The sequence below is a fragment of the Streptomyces sp. R41 genome (genome assembly GCF_041053055.1).
GTDB lineage: Bacteria > Actinomycetota > Actinomycetes > Streptomycetales > Streptomycetaceae > Streptomyces.
On record NZ_CP163443.1, the window covers coordinates 5934576 to 5955393 of the forward strand.

Here is a 20818-nt window from a genome sequence, read left to right on the forward strand (position 1 = left end):
CTGGCCCGAGTTCCTAGGCCGCGCAACGCTCCCGCTCCTCACTCGGTTCGAGCGCGCGGGCGCCGCGCTCCTCGTAGTCCCGGCTCTCCAGCTCCTCGCGGAGCCGGGCCAGCGCCCGGTGCAGCGTGCTCTTGACCGTTCCGGCCGACATGCCAAGCGCGGCGGCCGTCTCCTCCGTGGACATCTGCTCCCAGTGTCGCAGCACCACGACACTGCGCTGCTTGGGAGCGAGCACCTTCATGATGTCCATGAGAAGCGCGCGGTCCGCGTGCTGCTCGGTGGAGTCGTCGACGGACGCGTCCGGCAGCTGCTCGGTCGGGACCTCCTCCAGCTTCCGGGCCCGCCACCACTCGGTGCGCGTATTGATCATCACGCGACGCAGATACGCGTCGGCCAGGCGCTTGTCCGCGATGCCGTCCCAGCGGCCGTACGTCCGTACGAGCGCGGTCTGCAGCAGGTCCTGGGCGTCGACCGGGTCGGGGACCAGGCGGCGGGCACTGCGCAGCAGCGCGTCCTGCCGAGTGCGGACGTACTCCTCGAATTCGAGCACCTCGCCGTGCGCCATGATCAACCGCCTCCATCCCCGTTTCCGACCTGCCTGCTGCCGGTTGTCCGTTGCCTCTGTGCCGCACTGTGTGCGGTACGCAAATGAAGCTACGGAGGGGTTGTCACGGGGTTGTCCGAGCCAGCCTTCGGCAAGCAATCGGCTGTCCGTCGGTTGTGTAACGGATGTAGGTGCGGGGTAAGGCGAGGTGGTTGTACGTCCCGTTTGATCCGCTTTTGCCCTGCGGACTGCCTCAACTGCTATGTCAACGGCAGCCGATACAGACCGCCCGGGAGCGGTTCCACGAGTCCGTCGGCGACGAGACCGTCGAGCGCGCGGGCCCGCTGTACCGGTTCGTCCCATACGCGGTCCAGGGCCGCCTGCGGAACGGGTACGACGGCTTCTCTGAGTACGGCGAGGAGCTTCCCGCGGACCTGCCTGTCCGTACCCGCGTACGTCTGTCCGCGCCTCGCCGGCCCCTCGTGCTCCGGCTTGCCCGCCAGCCGCCAGGCGCACTGCGTGGCGATCGGGCAGCGGTCGCAGGTCTCGTTCTTCGCCGTGCAGACGAGCGCGCCGAGTTCCATGGAGGCGGCGGCCCAGCGGGACGCCGTGTGCTCGCTCTCGGGGAGCAGCGCGCGGGCGAGCTTGCGCTCGGCGGCCGTGGTGGCGTTCGGCGGGTACTGCACGCCGGTGACGGCGCGGGCGAAGACGCGCCGGACGTTCGTGTCGAGCACGGCATGCCGCTGCCCGTACGCGAACGACGCGACCGCCGCGGCCGTGTACTCCCCGATCCCGGGCAGCGCCAGCAACTGGGCGTGCTGCGTCGGTACGTCGCCGGCGTGCCGCTCCGTTATGGCCACCGCCGCGCCGTGCAGGCGCAGCGCGCGTCGCGGGTAGCCGAGACGGCCCCAGGCGCGGACAGCCTCGCCCGGGGCTTCCTTCGCCAGGTCGGCGGGGCGGGGCCAGCGGGCCAGCCACTGCTCGTACACGGGCAGGACGCGGTTCACCGGGGTCTGCTGCAGCATGAACTCGCTGACCATCACTCCCCAGGGGCCGGCGTCGGGGCGCCGCCAGGGGAGGTCGCGGGCGTGCTCCTCGAACCAGGCGATGACGGGGGTGTGCAGGGGCTCGCCGGGGGCGTTTTGGGTGGGCTTGGTGGGTGCAGTCATGGCGTAGTCGATCCTGCCATGCGGGGGTTGGGGGTGCGCGCTCGACGCCGGGTGCGAGTGGGGTGGTTTTTCGCCCCCTCCGCCCCTACCCTCCCCCACTCTCGGCTTCGCTCGAGCGGGGGGACCCCCATCGTGCCTGGGGGCTTCGCCCCCCAGACCCCCTGGGTTGTGTTCTGACTGCGGGTGGGTGGGGGTCTTGTCGCGCAGTGCCCCGCGCCCCTTACGGGCGAAGGGGGCGAACAACCCTCTGGTGCCGGGATGATGATCCGGAAAAGTTGAAGTCGGGGCGGCGGGTGGGGCAAGCGGCGGGGCGGATCTCTCGTACAGTTTGCGCCGTGGGATCTCTGCGCAATCCGGTCGGGCCGCTTCCCTCCACCATCTACTGGCGTCGGAGGGCCGTTCTGCTGTCCATGGTCGCCCTGTTGGCGCTGCTCATCGTGTGGGTGGTCGGCTCCGGCGGCGGAGGTAGCAAGAACAACGCCGACGGGTCCAACGGCAAGAATCCCGCGCCCTCGATCACTCCGGGCCCCTCCGGCTCCGGCCCCGCGATCAGCCAACACCCGGGCGGCCGCGACGAGTCGAGCGGCAGCGACAGCGGCGGCGGAAGCGGGACCGGTGACGGGTCGGGGTCCGGTTCCGGGGGCTCCAGTGGCAGCGGCGGCGCGTCCGGCGGTGGATCCGACGACGGATCCAACGGCGGCGGAGGGGCGGGGGAGCAGCTTCCCGCCGGGTCCAGTCTCCCCAACTGCACCGCCGACGCGGTCAAGTTGACCCTGCGCAGCGTGCACAACACGTACGCCCCGGGCGAGAAGCCCACGTTCGAGCTCATCGCCAAGAACTCCTCCGGCAGCGCCTGCAAGGTCGATCTCGGCCCGAAGAACGTCGTGCTGACGATCACTCAGGCGGGCAGCGACACCGACATCTGGTCCTCGGACGACTGCCCGAAGAGCGCCGGCAGCCTCCTCTTCCGCGTGCCGTCCGACGGACAGGTGACCTACACGGTGGAGTGGGACCGCAAGGGCAGCGCACCCGAGTGCGCCACGCCTCCGGCCGGTTCGGCGTCCGCCGGTACGTACTTGGTGGAGGCGAAGGCGCCGGGCCTGACGAAGGCCCAGACGTCGTTCGTACTGTCGAAGGACTAAGCCTGTCTTTCGGATCAGGCCGCCTTCGAGATGCGGCCTCCCGTAAACACCGGCAAGCCACTCGGCCCAGGGCTGATCCGAAAGACAGGCCCTGGGGCCCAGCGGGCTCGACGGCCCCGGCAGGCGCGCCCGTGAGTCGCGAGCCCGTGCGCGACGCCGGATGCCCGGCTCCAGCCCGGCGCCGCAGCAGCGCCGGGGCGCGGGGTCGGGACAACGTTGCCCCAAGTCGGCTGCGAAAACCGTAGAGGCTTAGACGTACCGCTCCAGAATCGACGACTCCGCCAGCCGCGAGAGCCCCTCGCGGACGCTGCGCGCCCGCGCCTCGCCCACCCCATCGACCGTCTGCAGGTCGTCCACGCTCGCGGCGAGCAGCTTCTGCAGCCCCCCGAAGTGCTCCACGAGCCGGTCGATGATCGCGCCGGGCAGCCGGGGCACCTTGGCGAGGAGGCGGAAGCCGCGCGGGGAGACGGCCGAATCGAGGGCCTCGGGAGAGCCTGTGTAGCCCAACGCCCGTGCCACGGTGGGGAGTTCGAGGAGCTCCGCGTGGCTGAGCGCGTCCAGCTCGGAGAGCGCCTCGTCGACCGTGCGGGAGCGCTTGGCGGTCGGCTCGGGCACGTAGTCCCGTACGACGAGCTCGCGCTCGGGCTCGACGCCCGCGATCAACTCGTCCAGCTGGAGCGCGAGAAGACGCCCGTCGGTACCCAGCTCGACCACGTACTCGGCGATCTCGGTGGCGATGCGCCGCACCATCTCCAGGCGCTGGGCGACCGCCGAGACGTCCCGGACGGTGACCAGGTCCTCGATCTCCAGCGCCGACAGCGTGCCCGCGACCTCGTCGAGGCGGAGCTTGTAGCGCTCCAGGGTCGCGAGGGCCTGGTTGGCGCGGGAGAGGATCGCGGCGGAGTCCTCCAGGACGCGGCGCTGACCGTCGACGTACAGGGCGATCAGGCGCATCGACTGGGAGACGGACACCACCGGGAAGCCGACCTGCTTGCTCACCCGGTCCGCGGTGCGGTGCCGCGTGCCCGTCTCCTCCGTCGGGATCGTCGGGTCGGGCACCAGCTGCACGCCTGCCCGCAGGATCTTGGTGATGTCCTTGTCGAGCACGATGCCGCCGTCGAGCTTGCACAGTTCGCGCAGGCGGGTCGCGGTGAACTCGACATCCAGGACGAATCCGCCCGTACACATCGCTTCGACGGTCTTGTCGGAGCCGAGCACGATGAGTCCGCCCGTGTTGCCGCGGAGAATCCGCTCAAGCCCGTCGCGCAGCGCCGTGCCGGGTGCCACGGCGCTCAGTGAGGCGCGCATCAGGCCATCGGCACCGGAGCTCCCACCGGACTTTCCGGGAGCTGCTGCCCGGTCGTTGGCTGCCACTGCACTCCTCCGGTCGCAGGTTTCCGGTCGCCCTCGGTTCGTACGGACGGGCGAGACCAGGGCAAAGTCTACCGGCGGTCCTCGACCTCCCGTGGGGCCTCTCTGCGACGGGAGCGCGGAAGGACTCGCAGCGCGTCGCCCATGTCCGCGACTTCCAGGACCTTCATACCGGGAGGGATCTTGCCCGGGTCGGTCGGTACGAGGGCGTGCGTGAAGCCCAGGCGGTGCGCTTCGGCGAGCCGGCGCTGGACGCCCGTGACCCGTCTGACCTCGCCCGCGAGCCCCACTTCGCCGATCGCCACGAGGTTCTTGGGGAGCGGGGTGTCACTCGCCGCGGACGCGAGCGCGAGCGCGATCGCGAGGTCCGCGGCGGGCTCGGAGAGCTTCACGCCGCCGACCGTCGCCGAGTAGATGTCCCGTTTCCCGAGGGCTGTGATCCTGCCCCGCTGCTCCAGAACGGCCAGCATCATCGAGACGCGGGAGGTCTCCAGACCGGAGGTGGTGCGGCGGGGGGAGGGGATCTGCGAGTCGACGGTGAGTGCCTGGACTTCGGCGACCAGCGGGCGGCGGCCCTCCAGCGTGACGGTCAGGCAGGTGCCGGGGACCGGCTCGGCACGGCGGGTCAGGAACAGACCGCTCGGGTCGGTCAGGCCCGTGATGCCCTCGTCGTGCAGCTCGAAGCAGCCGACCTCGTCCGTCGTCCCGTAACGGTTCTTGACCCCTCGTACGAGCCTGAGGCGTGCGTGCCGGTCGCCCTCGAAGTGCAGGACGACGTCCACGAGGTGTTCGAGGAGCCGCGGGCCCGCGATCGCGCCGTCCTTGGTGACGTGGCCCACAAGGAGCGTGGACATGCCGCGCTCCTTGGACGCGCGGATCAGGGCGCCCGCCACCTCGCGGACCTGCGCCATGCCGCCGGGTGCGCCGTCGATCTCCGGGGAGGCCACCGTCTGGACCGAGTCCAGGATCAGCAGGGACGGCTTCACCGCGTCCAAGTGGCCGAGGACGGCGGCCAGATCGGTTTCCGCGGCGAGATAGAGGTGGTCGTCGATCGCCTTGATGCGGTCGGCTCGGAGCCGGACCTGGCTCGCCGACTCCTCACCCGTCACGTACAACGTGCGGTGCTCGTCGCTCGCCGACTTCGCCGCCACGTCGAGGAGGAGCGTGGACTTGCCGACGCCGGGCTCGCCCGCGACGAGGACCACCGCACCGGGGACCAGGCCGCCGCCCAGGACGCGGTCCAGCTCGGGCACGCCGGTCGTGCGCGCCGTGGCCTGGCGGCCGTCGACCTGGCCGATGGGCACCGCGGACGTCGTGACGCGGCCGGGCGTCGTCGTCCGTACCGCGGGCGTGCCGTACTCCTCGACCGTCCCCCATGCCTGGCACTCGGGGCAGCGGCCGAGCCACTTTGCCGTCTGCCAGCCGCACTCTGTGCAGCGGTAGGACGGTCGGTCCTTCGCGGTTTTCGTACGGGCAGCCATGCACGGAACCGTAGCCCAGGGCACTGACAGTGCGGGGGCGCGCTGTGCGGGGCCGCGCTGTGCGGGGTGCTGCCGCTCTCTGTGGGCATGCGTGCCGCCAGGGGCGGCACCCGTCCCACAGAGAGCGGCACCCCGTAAGCGCCGGGCTCCGCGACCACCCCGGGCCCCGGCCCCGATGCCGGGGACCAATCCGGTCGGTCGGGGCTGGGCTGGCCTGGGTCGGTCCGGTTCGGGATCAGTTCGTCACGGCTACCGCGACTCCTTCGTCCGCATCCGTCTTGGGCTCCTCCGTCGTACCTCCGCGCAGCGCGAGCAGTACCAGCAGTGCCGCGAACAGGGCCGCGGAGCCGCACACCACGAAGCCGATCGAGTAGCCGTGGCCGAGCGCCTCCAGGGCGTACGAGTGGGCCGCGCCGGGCGGGGAGCTCGCGGGGACGGAGTTGAGGGCGAGCGGGCCGCCCTCCTTGAGGACCTCGTGGGCCGCCGCCTGTGACGCCGGGGCCAGCTGCGATCCGGCGAGCGACTTGGTGACCTGGGAGGCGGCCTGGCTCAGCGCGACCGCGCCGATGACGGCGGGGCCGAGGGTGAAGCCGAAGTCGCGCAGCAGGTTAGTGGAGGCGCTGGCCATGCCCGCGAGCTGCACCGGCACGGTGTTGACGGCCGTCGCCGTGATCGAGGAGACGGTGAACGCGAAGCCGATGCCGACCAGGCCGAGCGGCAGGATCAGCGAGGTCAGCGCCCGGTCGTCCACGTCGAGCGTGGCCGCGAGATAGTCGCCCGCCGCGATCAGGAGCAGGCCCGCCGTGAGCAGCCGACGCGCGGAGACGCGCGCGAGGAGCCGTGAGGTGAGCGGGGTCAGGAACGGGGTGATGCCGTTGAGGAGCAGGAACGCGAAAGCCGTACGCATCGGCGTCTGGTGCTGGATCGGGCCGAGTCGGATGCTCGCCCCGTACGCCGTGCCGAGGAAACTGAACATGCCGACGACCGCTACGACGGACGCCACCGCGAACGAGCGGTTGCGGAACAGATCGAGGCGCAGGAGGGGGGAGGCGGCGCGGCGCTCCGCGGCGACGAACAGGGCCAGGAAGGCGGCCGCGACGATGAAGGCGACGACCACCGGAGCCGACCCCCAGCCGTCGGTCGGGCCCTGGATGACGGCGTAGAGGAGGGCGAAGAGGCCGACTCCGATGGTGATCTGGCCGCCGATGTCCAGCGAACGCCCCTCCGGGGAACGGGAGTCGGTGGCGAGCAGGACGCTCACCAGGGCGCTGACCGCGGCGACGATCGCCACCACGACGAACGACCAGCGCCATGATCCGTAGGTTCCCGTGATCCCGCCGAGCAGTGGCGCGAGGAAGCCGCCCGCCGACAGGCTGGACGCCCACACGGCGATCGCGCGGGCCCGCTGGGCGTGGGTGTGCGTGCCGGCGGCGATCATCGCGAGCGAGGTCGGGAAGAGCGCGGCCGCGCCGAGGCCGGCGAGCGCCTGGCCGACCCAGAGCTGGTGGACGCCCGCGCTGGAGGCCGCGACGATCTCGCCGGCGCCGAGCAGGACCGCGCCGCCGACGAGCAGTCGCTTGCGGCCGAAGAGGTCGCCGAGGACTCCGAAGGAGAGCTCAAGGACGGTGACCGGGAGGAGGAAGGCGTCCGATATCCACGTCAACTGCGAGCCGACCGGGTGCAGATGCTCCTGGAAGAGGCCGTTGAGGGTGGCCGGGATGGCGATGCCGATCTGGGCCAGGCAGACGGCCAGACAGCCGGCGATCAGGGTGCCGAGGGGGAGGCGGGGTGATGGGGGCATGGAGTGTCCCTACGTTGCTGGGGCCGGGGGTGGGTTCGCGTGCCGCCGTCGTGGGTCGGGGCCGCGCCGGTACATCCGCCCGCATCCGAACGGATCGGCTGTGGGGTGGAAGGGCGCTGTCTTTTTTTGGATCCGTCCGGATGCGGGCATTCGATGTACCGGCACGGCCCCTTCTGTGGGTGGGCGGCAGCGGGTCTGTGGGTGGGCGGCTGCGGGCTGGGTCCTGCAGCGCGATACGGGGTGTCTGGGGGGCGGCCCCCCAGGTACGGGACGGGTAGGGGCGGAGGGGGCGAAAGATCGCCCGGGTTCAGCGGCCCACCGTCAGCTCGGCCGGGCGGTACGGGGTGTACGCCGCTCCGTCCAGGTCGAGACCTAGGGCCGCCTTCTGGAGGGCGGCCGGTGTGGCGGCGTCGTCCCAGTGGCCGGTGGTCACGCGGTGTTCGACGGCGTGTACGGCGGCGAGCGTCTCGGCCGTGGTGAAGGTGCAGTGGCCCTGGCGTTCGACGTAGGCCTGGCGGAGCAGCTTGGCGTCGCCGGAGGCGCGTACGCGGTCGGCGAACCGGTTCTCCTGCTCCACCGGTACGAGGTTGTCGGCCGTGGTGTGCACGTCGAGGAGGGGCACGCCGAGCCCTTGTCCGGCGGAAGACGTGCGCTGGGCGGTCCGCACCGCCGCCGGGTCGGCCGTGATGCCGGCATCGTGGGTGAGGGCCCGGAGGTCCGCGTGGAGGTCGAGGCCCGCCGTCCGGTACAGCGCGCGCACCTGCGGGGCGTGGACGGATTGCGCGAGCAGGCCCGCGTAGTCGATCCCCTGGTTCCAGGAGTTGTTGCCGCCCACGGACTGCTCCACGGCGTACCGGCCGCCCTCGACGAAGGACAGCAGGCCCTGGGCGAGCCACGCGTACTGCTGTTCCTCCTGCCCCGCCCAGTCGTCGGCGGCGGGGCGGTCCTCGCCGGGGGCCCAGGTGGGGAGGTTGAGGAAGGCGGCGGCCAGGGCGACGCGGGCCCGGCCCTGGGGGGATGCCTGCGCGGCGGTGACGGCCGCGGTGAGGCGGTCGGCGGTGGCTGCCGCTTCGGTCGCCGAGGTGAAGTTCACCAGCTTCAGGTCCTCGGCCGGCAGCAGCAGGCGGGCGATCGTGTACTCGGCGTCCAGCTGGTAGTTGTCCAGGTCGGTGCCGCCCGCGACCAGGCCGCACAGGCCGAGCGCGCCGTCGACGCGGCCCGCGCCGTCCCGGGCGATCCGGGCGTTGACCAGGCCGCCCATGGACTGGCCGACGGAGAGCGTGAGCCGGGGCTTGCCGATCTCTCCCTTGACGGCGGCGAGGGTGGCGAACTGGTCGCGTTCGGCGCTCTCCAGCGCCCACATGGACCCCTTCGGGTCGTACGAGGAACCGGCCAGCGCATAGCCCTCGGCGAGCAGTTCGGTGCGGGCGGCGTCCGAGGGCGCGTCCTTGGCGACGGTCGGGCCGAAGCCGTGGCTGAACAGCAGCAGCGTGCCGTTCCAGTCGGCCGGGACATCGGCGATCCAGGTGGCGCCGTCGGTGAGAGTCCCGGTCAGCTGCCGGGGGGCTGTCGTCTCCGCGTGGGCGGTGGCGGCCATGGGAGCCGTGACGGAGAGGACGACTGCCGCGCCCAGGGCGGCTGTAGTGCGGGCCAGGCGGGTGCGTGCGGGCATGTCCTGGGGCTCCGATCTGCTGGCTGACGGGGGAGGGAGATGGGGAGGGGGGGGAGATGGGGAGGGGGAGATGGGGGAGTGGGACAGGGGGAGCACGGGGAGCACGGGGAGCGCTGTGTGTCGCAGATGCTCAGTGCACTGAACGCCACGGAATGTAGGGCGGTTATCTGACTGCCGTCAATGGAGTGCACAACATCAGTTCAGGAGGGGGTGCGGGAGGGAGGCCGGGGAACGGGCCCGGGAGTGGTGCGGGAGGGGGCCGGGAAGGGGTGCGGGAGGGGGGCCACCGTGGGTGCGGTGATGGGAGTGGCGTACGGCGGTGGCGTACGGCCGTGGTCGCGGTGACGGTGGCGTACGGCAGGTGCCGCTCTGCCGTGGGTGCGGGGCGCGGGCGTACGGCCGTGGGTGCGGCGGCGAGGTGCCGTACGAGAAGCGGGCTGCCCTACGCCTCCGCCGGCACCGTCTCCAGCACTCGCCGCGCCGCTTCCCGCGCCGGCGCGTCCAGGCGGGCGTGCACCGCCCGGAACGTTTCCTCGGCCGGGGCCGCCGGCCAGTCGGCGGGCAGGTGCTGCACGGGCAGGCGCGGGTCGCTGCGGATGACCTGGAGCCACTCGGTGGACAGGCGCAGGCGCAGCGCGAGCGCGTCCTCCGGGTGCTTGCCGCTCGCGTCCGGGTGCTCCCGGAGCGGGCGCCAGGCGTCGTCGAACGCGCGGTAGCGGTCGGCGAGTTCGGCGAGGTCCCACGTGTCGTTGATCATCTCGGCGATGTCCATGCCGATGTCCGCCCGCGCGCGGAACACCTTGACGTGTGCCGCGAGGCCGAGTTCCGCGACGATCGCGGAGACGTCGACCTCGCCGGGCGCGATCCACAGGCCGCTGAACAGCGGGCCGAAACCGGCCCAGGTGAGCTGCGAGCGCAGATCGTGCCGCTGGCGCTGCCACGACTCGGGCAGCGAGAAGCCGAGCAGCGACCAGGTGCCGTCCCAGTCGCGGTTGACCGCGCCGCTCTTCCAGATCCGCTGTTCGCCGTCGCGCAGGATCGCCTCGGAGCGCTCGGTGAGGCCGAAGTACGTGCGGCGGCCCTCGCGGCGGCGGAGCAGCAGCCCGCGGCCCACCATCCGGGTCAGCGTCGAGCGCGTCGCGTGCTCGCCGACCCCGGCGCGCGCGAACACCTCGATGACGCTCCCGGAGTACACGCACACGCCCCGGCCCAGCACCTGGTCGCCGAGGAAGGTCAGCATCAGGGACTGCGGGCGCGGGGTGTTGTCCATGGGCACGGGGGTACGGTACGACGCCGGCGCCCGTAGGGGGACTGCCGGTGTGGAGAGGAGATGGGCGGAACGCATCGCGGCGGCGGAGGCCGCGGAAGGTCCCCCGGGCCCGCGGCGGCCGGTCCTTGTGATCGTGTCCGGCAAGGCATCTGCCATGGTCTGCCATCGCCGCCCGTGAGGGCCTGGGCCACGGAATCGGAAGTTCCTGTCCCCTTTTGAGGGATCGTTTCACCCGTACGGATTAAATGTGCTCAAGGGGGAAGAAGGGGCCACCCCTGGGCACCTACGGTCGCACGGGTGATGAGCAGCAGTCCGGAGACCTCCACGCACACCACCGGCGCACACCGGGCGCACGGAGACGCGCGCAAGCGGGTGACCGCGCCTCGTGGCGCGCACACCGGCACCATGGCTCAGCGCCCTCCCGCGCGCTACGAGCCCTATCTGGACGGCCTGTTCACCTACTGCCTGTCCGTGCTGTGCGACCACGACGCGGCCACCGCCGCCCTCGGGGACGTCCTCGCGCTGGCCGAGCGACGGAGCCCGCGCGGGCCCGAGTCCGCGGACGACCGCAGGGCGTGGCTGTACGCGCTCGCCCGCTGGTCCTGTCTGCGCAAACTCACCGAGGCCCGGCGCAGGCGCCAGGCGGCGCACGCCTCCGGGCGGCGCGCGAGTCGCAAGAGCGACTCCAAAGGAGCCTCCAAGGGCGCCGCCGACCTGCGCGCGGCCGAGGCGCTGAGCGCCCCCGTCTCCGAAGAGGCCCAGGCGCAGCGCCAGCGCGAACTCGCCCTGCTGGCCTGGCCGGAGGCCGCCGGCACCACCCCCGAGCAGCGCGAGGCGCTCGAACTCGCCGTCCGCCACCAGCTCGCCGTCCACGAGGTGGCCGCCGTCCTCGGCATGGACCTCGCCCTCGCCCGCGAGCTGCTCGCCTCCGCCGCCTGCGAGGTCGAGCGCACCCGCGCCGCACTCGCTGTCGTCGAGACCGGCACCTGCCCGAGCGTCGCCCGCCTCACCGGTGACAACCAGCTCGTCCTGAGCACCACGCTGCGTCGCGAGCTGGTCCGGCACGTCGACGACTGCCCGCGCTGTCGCCGCACCGCCGAGCGCGCGGTTCCGGGCGCCTGGCCCGGCACCAGTGTCACGCCCGCCGCGCTCCCGGTCCTGGAGGCCCCGCGCGCAGCCCTGCACGTCGCCATGGCGCACGCCCCACGCGCGCGGGGCAGCGCTCCCCGCTTCGACCGGCGCGGGTTCCCGATGGACCCCAAGGACCACGCCGCACGAAGGGACCGGCTCCGCGCGCGTGCCGTCACGACGACCGTCGTCGCCACCGTCGTCGCCGCACCCGTCCTCGCTCTCTGGGCGGCCTACCGCGGCGCGCCTCTCACCGGCGAGGGCACCGACGGACGCCCGATCACCGCGAGCGAGGCGCACGACCCCGACGGCATCAACGGCGAGGAGGCGGGCGGCTACGAGAACGCCGGCAACGCCAGCACGAAACCCGACGGCCGCTTCACCAAGGGAAGCCGCTCGCCCGACGTCTCCGTGGAGGTCACCAGCGCCCCCGGAAGCACCTCGGAACCGGGCGCCGGGCACCTCTCCGTGGCGGCGGGCAACAGCGCCGACACGACCCTCGTCACGCTGACCGCGTCCGGCAGTTCACCCGTGCGCTGGGCCGCGTACACCGGAGCCTCCTGGCTTTACCTGAGCCAGTCCTCGGGAACCCTGGAACCCGGCGAGTCGTTGACGATCAAGGTGTACGTCGATCATCTTCGCGAGCCGGTGGGCCCCTGGAGCGCGCGGGTGTCGATCGCACCGGCGGGCGCCGTGGTCACGATCGAGGGGTATGGGAACGCGGGCCCGTCCGACCCGGGCAGCCACGACCCAGGCGGTCACGACCCCGACCCGACGCCCAGCGACCCGACCCCCTCCGACCCCGGTCCCACCCCGAGCGACCCGACCCCGACGCCCAGCGATCCGACCCCGTCCGACCCCCAGCCGACGCCCACCGACTCGGTCCCTTCCGACCCGGGGGGCCCGACGCCGCCGCCCAGCGACACCGGAGACCCGAGCCCGTCCTCGTAGCGCCCGAGGTGGACCGGACAGCGCCGGAATATGTGGGACCTGAGACGGTCAGCCCACCGGATCCGCCGGATGCGGTGCCAGCAGCGGCAGCTGCGAGGCCAGCCGTTCCTCGCAGAGCTCGACCAGGCGGTCGTAGCCCTCCTTGCCCATCAGCTCGATCAGCTCCGGTCGGTACGAGACGTACACCGGGTCGCCCGCGCCGTGCGCGGAGGTCGCCGACGTGCACCACCAGTGCAGGTCGTGGCCCCCGGGACCCCAGCCGCGGCGGTCGTACTCACCGATGGAGACCTGGAGCACCCGGGTGTCGTCGGGCCGGTCGATCCACTCGTACGTCCGGCGCACGGGCAGCTGCCAGCAGACGTCCGGCTTGGTCTCAAGCGGCTCGCGGCCCTCCTTCAGGGCGAGGATGTGCAGCGAGCAGCCCGCGCCTGCGGCGAAGCCGGGACGGTTCTGGAAGATGCACGAGCCCTGGTACGGGCGAGTCTGGCGGTCGCCGTCCTCGTCCTCCGAGACCCAGCCGGTCGCCACACCCACGTCATGGTTCTGCCAGATCTCCGGCGTGAGCCTCGCCACGTGCTCGGCCACCCGCTTCTCGTCGTCCTCGTCCGAGAAGTGCGCGCCCAGCGTGCAGCAGCCGTCGTCGGCGCGGCCCGCCTGGATGCCCTGGCAGCCGCTTCCGAAGATGCAGTTCCAGCGAGAGGTCAGCCATGTCAGATCGCACCGGAAGACCTGCTCGTCATCGGCCGGATCCGGGAATTCCACCCATGCGCGAGCGAAGTCGAGCCCCTTCTCGTCGGACACGGAGGTCTTCTTCGGGGACTTCTTGGACTTGGTGGCCGTCGCCTGCGAAGAACCCTTGGCCGATTTGTCGGGCTTCGCCTTTTTCGTCTTTGGCACCCGTCCAGGGTAAGTCGCTTCAGCCCGCTCCGGGGACGGTCGATCGCCGTAAGCGCAGTAGCGTTCCGTATATGAGACTCGGTGTCCTCGACGTGGGTTCGAACACGGTGCATCTGCTGGTGGTGGACGCCCACCCCGGCGCGCGACCGCTGCCCGCGCATTCGCACAAGGCCGAATTGCGGCTTGCCCAACTGCTCGACGGGAGTGGGGCGATCGGCCCCGACGGCGTCGACAAACTGATCGAGACGGTCCAGGACGGGCTGGAGGCCGCCGAGGACAAGGGCGTCGAGGCCTTGTTGCCGTTCGCGACCTCCGCCGTGCGCGAGGCCAGCAACGCCGACGACGTACTGGCCCGAGTGAAGACCGAGACCGGCGTCGAGCTCCAGGTCCTGACCGGCGAGGAGGAGGCCCGGCTGACCTTTCTGGCCGCCCGCCGCTGGTTCGGCTGGTCCGCGGGCAAGCTGCTCGTCCTCGACATCGGCGGCGGCTCCCTGGAGATCGCGTACGGCATAGACGAGGAGCCGGACGCGGCCGTGTCGCTGCCACTCGGTGCCGGACGGCTGAGCGCGGGCTGGCTCCCCACCAATCCGGCCGACCCTGCCGATGTCAAGGCGCTGCGCCGCCATGTGCGGGCGCAGATCGCCCGCACGGTCGGCGAGTTCAGCCGCTTCGGCGCCCCCGACCATGTGGTCGCCACCTCCAAGACCTTCAAGGCGCTCGCCCGCATCGCCGGCGCCGCGCGCTCCACGGACGGCCTGTACGTCCAGCGCGAGCTCAAGCGCCGCTCCCTGGAGGACTGGGTCCCCCGCCTCGCCTCGATGACCGCGGAGGAGCGCGCCGAACTCCCCGGCGTCTCCCCGGGCCGCTCGGGCCAGCTCCTCGCCGGCGCCCTCGTGGCCGAAGGAGCGATGGACCTCTTCGGCGTGGAGAGCGTGGAGATCTGCCCGTGGGCGCTACGGGAGGGCGTCATCCTCCGTCGCCTGGACCACATGGCATCGGAATAGGACGGGGCGCACCCGCGCCCCGTCCTAGGGCGCGGGGAACTGCGCGACCGGCCAGAGACAACCCGCACGCGCCCACGGCGAGACCCGTGAACGGCCAGGGGACGGCACAACCGGCGGCACGAGGCACCCGGCCGAAGGCCAACCCACTCCACCCGGCCGGGGGGCACCAGTAACCCCGGCCAACGCCCACCACCCCCGGCAAACCGCCGGAGGCAACCCGTACTCTGTCCCTCGTGGCAGAACCAGTGGTGCGCATCCCGGATGCGAAGGTCGCGCTGTCCACGGCCTCCGTGTACCCGGAGTCGACGGCGACGGCCTTCGAGATCGCCGCGCGCCTCGGCTACGACGGTGTCGAGGTCATGGTGTGGACCGACCCGGTCAGCCAGGACATCGAGGCACTGCGCAGACTCAGCGACTACCACCAGATCCCGATCCTGGCCGTCCACGCCCCCTGCCTGCTGATCACCCAGCGCGTCTGGTCCACCGACCCGTGGGTCAAGCTCCAGCGCGCCCGGGCTGCGGCGGAGAAGCTCGGCGCGTCGACCGTCGTCGTCCACCCCCCGTTCCGCTGGCAGCGCCAGTACGCGCGCGACTTCGTCAGCGGGATCTGGCGGATGGCGAACGAAACGGACGTACGGTTCGCCGTCGAGAACATGTATCCCTGGCGCTACCGCGACCGCGAGATGCTCGCGTACGCCCCCGACTGGGACGTGACGAAGGACGACTACCGCCACTTCACGATCGACCTCAGCCACACCTCGACGGCCCGTACCGATGCCCTGCAGATGATCGACCGCATGAGCGACCGCCTCGGCCACGTCCACCTCGCCGACGGCAACGGCTCCAACAAGGACGAGCACCTGGTCCCGGGCCGCGGCACCCAGCCCTGCGCCGAACTCCTGGAGCGCCTCGCGCTCTCCGGTTTCGACGGCCATGTCGTCATCGAGGTCAACACCCGTCGCGCGATGTCCAGCGCCGAACGCGAGGCCGATCTGGCGGAGGCCCTGGCCTTCACCCGGCTCCACCTCGCCTCCGCGGTGAAGGTGCCCCGCCGGTGACAAACGCCGCCCCCCGCCGAGGCCGGGGACGCCCCTCCCGTACGCAGACGGAGGCGGGCCCCGCCACCCGCGACCGCATCCTGGAGGCGGCCCGCGAGGAGTTCTCCGAGCGCGGCTACGAGAAGACGTCGGTCCGCGGCATCGCCAAGGCCGCCGGCGTGGACTCCGCGCTCGTGCACCACTACTTCGGCACCAAGGAGCAGGTCTTCGAGGCGGCGATCGAGGTCGCCTTCGCCCCCGCCCTGGACGCCCCGGCCGCCGTCGAGGAGGGACCCCTCGACGGTGTCGGCGAACGCCTGACCCGCTTCATCTTCGGCGTCTGGGAGAACCCGGCCACCCGTACGCCGCTCCTCGCGATCGTCCGCTCCGCCGTGAACAACGAGACCGCGGCCGCCGTCTTCCGCCGCCTCATCGCCACCCAGCTGCTGCGCCGCATCGCCGGGCAGCTCGACCTCCCGGACGCCGAACTGCGCGCGGAGCTGGCCGCCGCCCAGCTCGTCGGGATCGCGATGCTGCGGTACGTGATCAAGGTGGAGCCGCTGGCTTCGGCGGACCCGGAGCGGATCATCGGGCGGGTCGCACCGGTCGTACAGGGGCACCTGACGAACCCGTGACCGCCGGCGTGTGCGGGGGATTCCACGGCTGACCCGCGGGCGCCCGGGGGCGTACGTCCATGGCCCGCTGGCCGAGACGTACGTCCCGCATTCCGGACGGCCTGTCCGTATCCTGGCGCACCGGCGTACGCTCGACATCAGCCATAACTCTCCTCATGCCTCCCCGAAGGAGCGAGCGACGATGCCCGAGCTGAGGTCCCGCACAGTCACCCACGGCCGCAACATGGCGGGCGCACGCGCCCTTATGCGCGCCTCCGGTGTACCGGGCGCGGACATCGGACGGAAGCCGATCATCGCGGTCGCCAACTCCTTCACGGAGTTCGTGCCGGGCCACACCCACCTGCAGCCGGTCGGCCGCATCGTCAGCGAGGCGATCACGGCGGCCGGGGGCATCGCGCGCGAGTTCAACACGATCGCCGTCGACGACGGCATCGCGATGGGTCACGGCGGCATGCTGTACTCCCTGCCCTCCCGCGACCTGATCGCGGACAGCGTGGAGTACATGGTCGAGGCCCACTGCGCCGACGCCCTGATCTGCATCTCGAACTGCGACAAGATCACCCCCGGCATGCTGATGGCGGCCCTGCGCCTGAACATCCCGACGGTCTTCGTCTCCGGCGGCCCCATGGAGTCCGGCCGGGCGACTCTGGTCGACGGCACGGTCCGTACGCTCGACCTGGTCGACGCGATCTCCGACGCCGTGAACGACAAGATCTCGGACGAGGACATCCTCCGTATCGAGGAGAACGCCTGTCCGACCTGCGGCTCCTGCTCCGGCATGTTCACCGCCAACTCGATGAACTGCCTGACCGAGGCGATCGGCCTGTCGCTGCCGGGCAACGGCTCGGTCCTCGCCACCCACACGGCCCGCAAGGGTCTGTACGAGGACGCGGCCCGCACGGTCGTCGACATCACGCGCCGCTACTACGACCAGGACGACGAGTCGGTCCTGCCCCGCAACATCGCCACGCACGCGGCGTTCGAGAACGCCATGGCCCTCGACATCGCCATGGGCGGCTCGACGAACACGATCCTGCACCTGCTGGCCGCGGCCCAGGAGGCGGGCGTCCCCTTCGGCCTGGACGAGATCAACGAGGTCTCGCGCCGTGTGCCGTGCCTCGCCAAGGTCGCCCCGAACGTCGCGAAGAATCGCACGTACTACATGGAGGACGTGCACCGCGCGGGCGGCATCCCGGCCTTGCTGGGCGAGCTGCACCGCGCCGGCCTGCTGAACGAGGACGTGCACTCGGTCCACAGCCCGTCCCTCTCCGACTGGCTGAAGACCTGGGACGTGCGGGCGGGCTCCCCGTCTCCGGAGGCGCTGGAACTGTGGCACGCGGCCCCCGGCTGCGTCCGCTCCTCCGAGGCCTTCTCCCAGTCCGAGCGCTGGGAAGCCCTCGACGAGGACGCCGAGAACGGCTGCATCCGCTCCGCCGAGCACGCGTACTCCAAGGACGGCGGCCTGGCGGTCCTGAAGGGCAACCTGGCGGTCGACGGCTGCGTCGTGAAGACCGCGGGCGTCGACGAGTCGATCTGGACCTTCGAGGGCCCGGCGGTCGTCTGCGAGTCGCAGGAGGAAGCCGTCGAGAAGATCCTGAACAAGCAGGTCACCGACGGCGACGTCGTCGTCATCCGCTACGAGGGCCCCAAGGGCGGCCCGGGTATGCAGGAGATGCTCTACCCGACCTCCTTCCTCAAGGGCCGCGGCCTCGGCAAGACCTGCGCCCTGATCACCGACGGCCGCTTCTCCGGCGGCACGTCGGGCCTCTCCATCGGCCACGCCTCCCCCGAAGCGGCCTCCGGCGGCACCATCGCCCTGGTCCAGGACGGCGACCGCATCCGCATCGACATCCCCAACCGTTCGATCGAACTGCTCGTGTCGGACGAGGAGCTGGCCGCGCGCCGGGACGCCCTCAACGGCGTCTACGCCCCGGCGAACCGCGAGCGCAAGGTCTCGGCCGCGCTGCGGGCGTACGCCGCGATGGCCACGAGCGCGGACAAGGGCGCGGTGCGGGACGTTTCGAAGCTGGGCTGACGCCTTGGGTCGGGGCCGCTCCTTCGGGAGCGGCCCCTTTTCCGTTTTTCCGCTTCACCAGGCCGAGGGGTCGCGAGCGTCCACTGCGAAGAGGGTGCCGTCGGGGGCGGTTGAGTAGATCTTGTTGTTGGCGGGGACGGGGGCGGGGAGGTTGTTGACCAGCGAGCCCCGCTTGTCACCCAGACGGGCCTTCGTCTGACCGAGCAGGGTGCCGTGGATGCTGTCTATGGCGAGGAGGCGTCCGTCCACGGCGGTGAAGTAGAGGCGGTGTCCGGCCACGACGGGCGCAGAGGCCCAGCTGACAGACGTCTCCACCCGCCAGAGCTGGGCCGACGTCCTGGTGTTCACGGCCACCAGCGCGCCGCCGTCCGCCAGCAGATACGCGGTGTCCCCCTGTACGACGGCTTGCGCACCGGGCAGCGGATAGCGCAGCGCGATGCGGCTGACCTTGCGGTCGGCGACGTCGTATCGCACGACGGCGTTCGTGTAGGTGTCGGTGGCCGTCGATGTGAACCAGACCACTCCGTCATGAGCGCCGACGGGGCTCAGCGTCCCCTCCAGGGTCCGCTGCCAGCGCATGGCACCGGTCTCCGGGTCCACGGCGGCCACCCGGGTCTCGCTCCCGGCCAACGTCACCGCGTAGGCGACTCCGTCCTCGTAGGAGGAGAAGCTCGGCAACGACTGCCCCGGGATGGTGTGTTGCCACTTCTTCTTGCCGGTTGCCGCGTCCAGTGCGGTGACCTTGGAGTCGGGGCCCGTGAGCAGGATGATGCCGCCGGCGTAAGCGATGCGGCCGTCGTAGCGAGTGACGTTGTGGCTCCAGCGGGTCGCGCCCGTGGCGGGATCCAGCGCCGTCAGCCGCTCTCCGCCCCGGCTGAGGACGTGCAGGAGCCCGCCGGAGAACACCGGCGGCTGCGTCACGTCGGTTGGCTGCCACCCCGGGTCGCCCCGTGACCAACGCACCTTGCCGTCCCTCGGATCGACCAAGGCGGCCAGCACGCCCGGTCGGATGCAGTACAACTCGTGGGGCGTGTAGGTGCACTGCGGCTGGCCATCGGCCTTGACACCACGAACAGTCAGTTCGACATCCCAGGGCTGGAAGCTGCTCTGTGTCCGCTGTCCGGCGTGTTTCTCCGGGGCAGGGGCGTCCGACCTGCCGAGGACGGCGAAGGCGCCGGCGGCGAGCATGGCCGTGACGATGGCGGCGGGAAGCCACCGCCGCCGACCTGATGCCCTCTTCGCCGCCGAATGAGTGCGGTCTTCCTTCTGATCCGGGTGCTCGCGCTTCGGCTCCGGAGCAGCCCACTTCGCGGACCGCACCGACTCCCCGTTCCGCGTGCGCTGTTCGGGTATGAACGCCTGGGTGTCGTACGAGGCCGAAACCGACCGCAGCGCCGTCATCAGCTCGTCCGGAGTGGGCCGGTCCCCGGGCTCCTTTGCGAGACAGCGGGAGACGAGGTCGACCAAATCCTCCGGTACGCCTGTCAAGTCCGGCTCGTCGTGAACGACTTGATACGCGACGAGATACGGACTGTCGGAATCGAAGGGCCCGCTCCCGGTGGCCGCGTGCACGATCACCGAGCCCAGAGCGAAGACGTCGGCGGCCGGACCGACCTGTCGTGGCCTGCGGAATTGTTCGGGAGCCATGAACGGCGGAGTGCCGATCAACTTGCCCGTCTCCGTGCGCAATTCACTGTCGGAGGGCCGCGAGATACCGAAGTCGATGACTTTCGGCCCGTCGTCGGCCAACAGGACGTTGCTGGGTTTGAGATCTCGATGTACGACCCCGGCCCGATGGATGTCCCGCAGGGCCTCGGCGAGGCCCGCCATGAGATGGCGCAGCCGGGCGGGCGGCATCGCACCATTCCGCTTCACATGTTCGGCGAGGGTCGGCCCGGGGATGAACAGCGTTGCCATCCACGGCTGGTCGGCCCCGGGGTCGGCGTCCACGACGGGCGCGGTGAAGGCGCCGCTCACCCGTCGGGCGGCCGCGACTTCCTGCCTGAACCGCCCCCGGAACTCGGGGTCTTGGGCAAACTCGGCGTGCACGACTTTGACGGCGAGCCGCAACCCGGAGGCGGACCGTGCCAGATGCACGATGCCCATGCCACCGGAGCCGAGTTCCGCCTCCAGCAGGTACTGCCCGGCGTAGCGCGGATGTTCCGCTTCCGGGTCCGTACCGGTGCTGCGCTGTGGCGGCATCACTCACCCCCGTGTGGTCCGTCCGCATGCGCGACGCGCAGAGCCTAGTCGATGCTTCGTGCGAAACCTCGGCGGCTTGCTAGCCTCAGCGCTCAGCACGATTTTGGCGTGAACCATTCAACGGGGGAGGCCAGGATGGCCACGGAAGACGTAGAGATCACAGGCGCGGGGGAGACGGCCGCAGCGGAGCCGCTGAGCGCGGAAGCGACGCGCACGTACCCGATCGCACCGGGCTACAGCGTCAACGTCCGCAGCGGCCCGGGCACGCACTACCGGGTCGTCCGCACTCTGCCGGCGGGCTCGAGCATCCCGATCCGCTGCCAGTGCCCGGGGGAGTCCGTCAGTGGTCCGTACGGTACGTCCAACATCTGGGACAACATCGCCAACGCGCAGTTCGTGGCGGACGCGTACGTCAAGACGGGCAGCGACGGCTACGTAGCTCCGCGCTGCTCTTGAGGACAAGGGGAAGCACCGTGAAG

The 20818-nt window shown here is 71.5% G+C and carries 16 protein-coding genes; 7 read left to right on the forward strand and 9 right to left on the reverse strand.

The window, feature by feature from the left end:
- Positions 1–13 precede the first annotated feature (13 nt).
- Together AB5J53_RS27180 and AB5J53_RS27185 are read right to left on the reverse strand one after the other, a co-directional pair.
- The gene (locus AB5J53_RS27180) at positions 14–565 is read right to left on the reverse strand and encodes a SigE family RNA polymerase sigma factor (protein WP_369248271.1); all 552 of its coding nucleotides are present in this window, start codon (positions 563–565) and stop codon (positions 14–16) included.
- Positions 566–804: 239 nt separating this feature from the next.
- Positions 805–1713 carry an A/G-specific adenine glycosylase gene (locus tag AB5J53_RS27185; protein WP_369248272.1) on the reverse strand — a complete coding sequence of 303 codons (909 nt, stop codon included), beginning with the start codon at positions 1711–1713 and terminating at the stop codon, positions 805–807.
- Between the two features lie 335 nt (positions 1714–2048).
- Here AB5J53_RS27185 and AB5J53_RS27190 point away from each other — a divergent pair, with 335 nt between their 5' ends.
- The gene (locus tag AB5J53_RS27190; protein ID WP_369248273.1) at positions 2049–2855 is read left to right on the forward strand and encodes a hypothetical protein; all 807 of its coding nucleotides are present in this window, start codon (positions 2049–2051) and stop codon (positions 2853–2855) included.
- Between the two features lie 249 nt (positions 2856–3104).
- Here AB5J53_RS27190 and disA read toward each other — a convergent pair whose 3' ends face one another.
- The 5 genes from disA to AB5J53_RS27215 all read right to left on the reverse strand — a co-directional run bounded on the left by disA (position 3105) and on the right by AB5J53_RS27215 (position 10450).
- Positions 3105–4229: a DNA integrity scanning diadenylate cyclase DisA gene (gene disA / locus AB5J53_RS27195; RefSeq protein WP_369248274.1), complete on the reverse strand. Its 1125-nt coding sequence runs from the start codon at positions 4227–4229 to the stop codon at positions 3105–3107.
- Between the two features lie 68 nt (positions 4230–4297).
- Positions 4298–5707, reverse strand: coding sequence for a DNA repair protein RadA (radA, locus tag AB5J53_RS27200; RefSeq protein WP_369248275.1), 1410 nt, complete (start codon positions 5705–5707; stop codon positions 4298–4300).
- A 235-nt stretch (positions 5708–5942) separates the two neighbouring features.
- On the reverse strand, positions 5943–7508 hold the full coding sequence (locus AB5J53_RS27205) for an MFS transporter (RefSeq protein WP_369248276.1): 1566 nt from the start codon (positions 7506–7508) through the stop codon (positions 5943–5945).
- A gap of 307 nt (positions 7509–7815) precedes the next feature.
- The gene (locus tag AB5J53_RS27210; protein ID WP_369248277.1) at positions 7816–9180 is read right to left on the reverse strand and encodes an alpha/beta hydrolase; all 1365 of its coding nucleotides are present in this window, start codon (positions 9178–9180) and stop codon (positions 7816–7818) included.
- Between the two features lie 442 nt (positions 9181–9622).
- Positions 9623–10450: a PaaX family transcriptional regulator C-terminal domain-containing protein gene (locus AB5J53_RS27215; RefSeq protein WP_369252491.1), complete on the reverse strand. Its 828-nt coding sequence runs from the start codon at positions 10448–10450 to the stop codon at positions 9623–9625.
- Positions 10451–10747: 297 nt separating this feature from the next.
- Between AB5J53_RS27215 and AB5J53_RS27220 the strand changes: the two genes are divergently transcribed.
- Positions 10748–12529: a hypothetical protein gene (locus tag AB5J53_RS27220; protein ID WP_369248278.1), complete on the forward strand. Its 1782-nt coding sequence runs from the start codon at positions 10748–10750 to the stop codon at positions 12527–12529.
- A 48-nt stretch (positions 12530–12577) separates the two neighbouring features.
- Here AB5J53_RS27220 and AB5J53_RS27225 read toward each other — a convergent pair whose 3' ends face one another.
- Positions 12578–13330 carry a hypothetical protein gene (locus AB5J53_RS27225; protein WP_369252493.1) on the reverse strand — a complete coding sequence of 251 codons (753 nt, stop codon included), beginning with the start codon at positions 13328–13330 and terminating at the stop codon, positions 12578–12580.
- Between the two features lie 167 nt (positions 13331–13497).
- Here AB5J53_RS27225 and AB5J53_RS27230 point away from each other — a divergent pair, with 167 nt between their 5' ends.
- The 4 genes from AB5J53_RS27230 (at position 13498) to ilvD (ending at position 18137) form a co-directional block, all read left to right on the forward strand.
- Complete coding sequence (locus AB5J53_RS27230) at positions 13498–14430, forward strand: Ppx/GppA family phosphatase (RefSeq protein WP_369248279.1); 933 nt, start codon at positions 13498–13500, stop codon at positions 14428–14430.
- A gap of 233 nt (positions 14431–14663) precedes the next feature.
- On the forward strand, positions 14664–15488 hold the full coding sequence (locus AB5J53_RS27235; protein ID WP_369248280.1) for a sugar phosphate isomerase/epimerase family protein: 825 nt from the start codon (positions 14664–14666) through the stop codon (positions 15486–15488).
- Positions 15485–16102 carry a TetR family transcriptional regulator gene (locus tag AB5J53_RS27240; protein ID WP_369248281.1) on the forward strand — a complete coding sequence of 206 codons (618 nt, stop codon included), beginning with the start codon at positions 15485–15487 and terminating at the stop codon, positions 16100–16102. Before AB5J53_RS27235 ends, AB5J53_RS27240 begins: the two co-directional genes overlap by 4 nt.
- Positions 16103–16283: 181 nt before the next feature.
- Positions 16284–18137: a dihydroxy-acid dehydratase gene (gene ilvD, locus AB5J53_RS27245; protein ID WP_369248282.1), complete on the forward strand. Its 1854-nt coding sequence runs from the start codon at positions 16284–16286 to the stop codon at positions 18135–18137.
- 54 nt (positions 18138–18191) lie between these two features.
- On the opposite strand, the gene AB5J53_RS27250 is transcribed toward ilvD, so the two are convergent.
- Positions 18192–20339, reverse strand: coding sequence for a PQQ-binding-like beta-propeller repeat protein (locus tag AB5J53_RS27250; RefSeq protein ID WP_369248283.1), 2148 nt, complete (start codon positions 20337–20339; stop codon positions 18192–18194).
- Between the two features lie 135 nt (positions 20340–20474).
- Here AB5J53_RS27250 and AB5J53_RS27255 point away from each other — a divergent pair, with 135 nt between their 5' ends.
- Positions 20475–20795, forward strand: a complete 321-nt coding sequence (locus tag AB5J53_RS27255; protein ID WP_369248284.1) for a peptidase — start codon at positions 20475–20477, stop codon at positions 20793–20795.
- Positions 20796–20818 lie beyond the last annotated feature (23 nt).

Coding starts and splice junctions, on each gene's coding strand:
- AB5J53_RS27185 (WP_369248272.1), bottom strand. CDS start 1,713: ATGACTGCACCCACCAAGCCCACCCAAAACGCCCCCGGCGAGCCCCTG.
- AB5J53_RS27205 (WP_369248276.1), bottom strand. CDS start 7,508: ATGCCCCCATCACCCCGCCTCCCCCTCGGCACCCTGATCGCCGGCTGT.
- AB5J53_RS27210 (WP_369248277.1), bottom strand. CDS start 9,180: ATGCCCGCACGCACCCGCCTGGCCCGCACTACAGCCGCCCTGGGCGCG.
- ilvD (WP_369248282.1), top strand. CDS start 16,284: ATGCCCGAGCTGAGGTCCCGCACAGTCACCCACGGCCGCAACATGGCG.
- radA (WP_369248275.1), bottom strand. CDS start 5,707: ATGGCTGCCCGTACGAAAACCGCGAAGGACCGACCGTCCTACCGCTGC.
- AB5J53_RS27230 (WP_369248279.1), top strand. CDS start 13,498: ATGAGACTCGGTGTCCTCGACGTGGGTTCGAACACGGTGCATCTGCTG.
- AB5J53_RS27215 (WP_369252491.1), bottom strand. CDS start 10,450: ATGGACAACACCCCGCGCCCGCAGTCCCTGATGCTGACCTTCCTCGGC.
- AB5J53_RS27255 (WP_369248284.1), top strand. CDS start 20,475: ATGGCCACGGAAGACGTAGAGATCACAGGCGCGGGGGAGACGGCCGCA.
- AB5J53_RS27250 (WP_369248283.1), bottom strand. CDS start 20,339: ATGCCGCCACAGCGCAGCACCGGTACGGACCCGGAAGCGGAACATCCG.
- AB5J53_RS27180 (WP_369248271.1), bottom strand. CDS start 565: ATGGCGCACGGCGAGGTGCTCGAATTCGAGGAGTACGTCCGCACTCGG.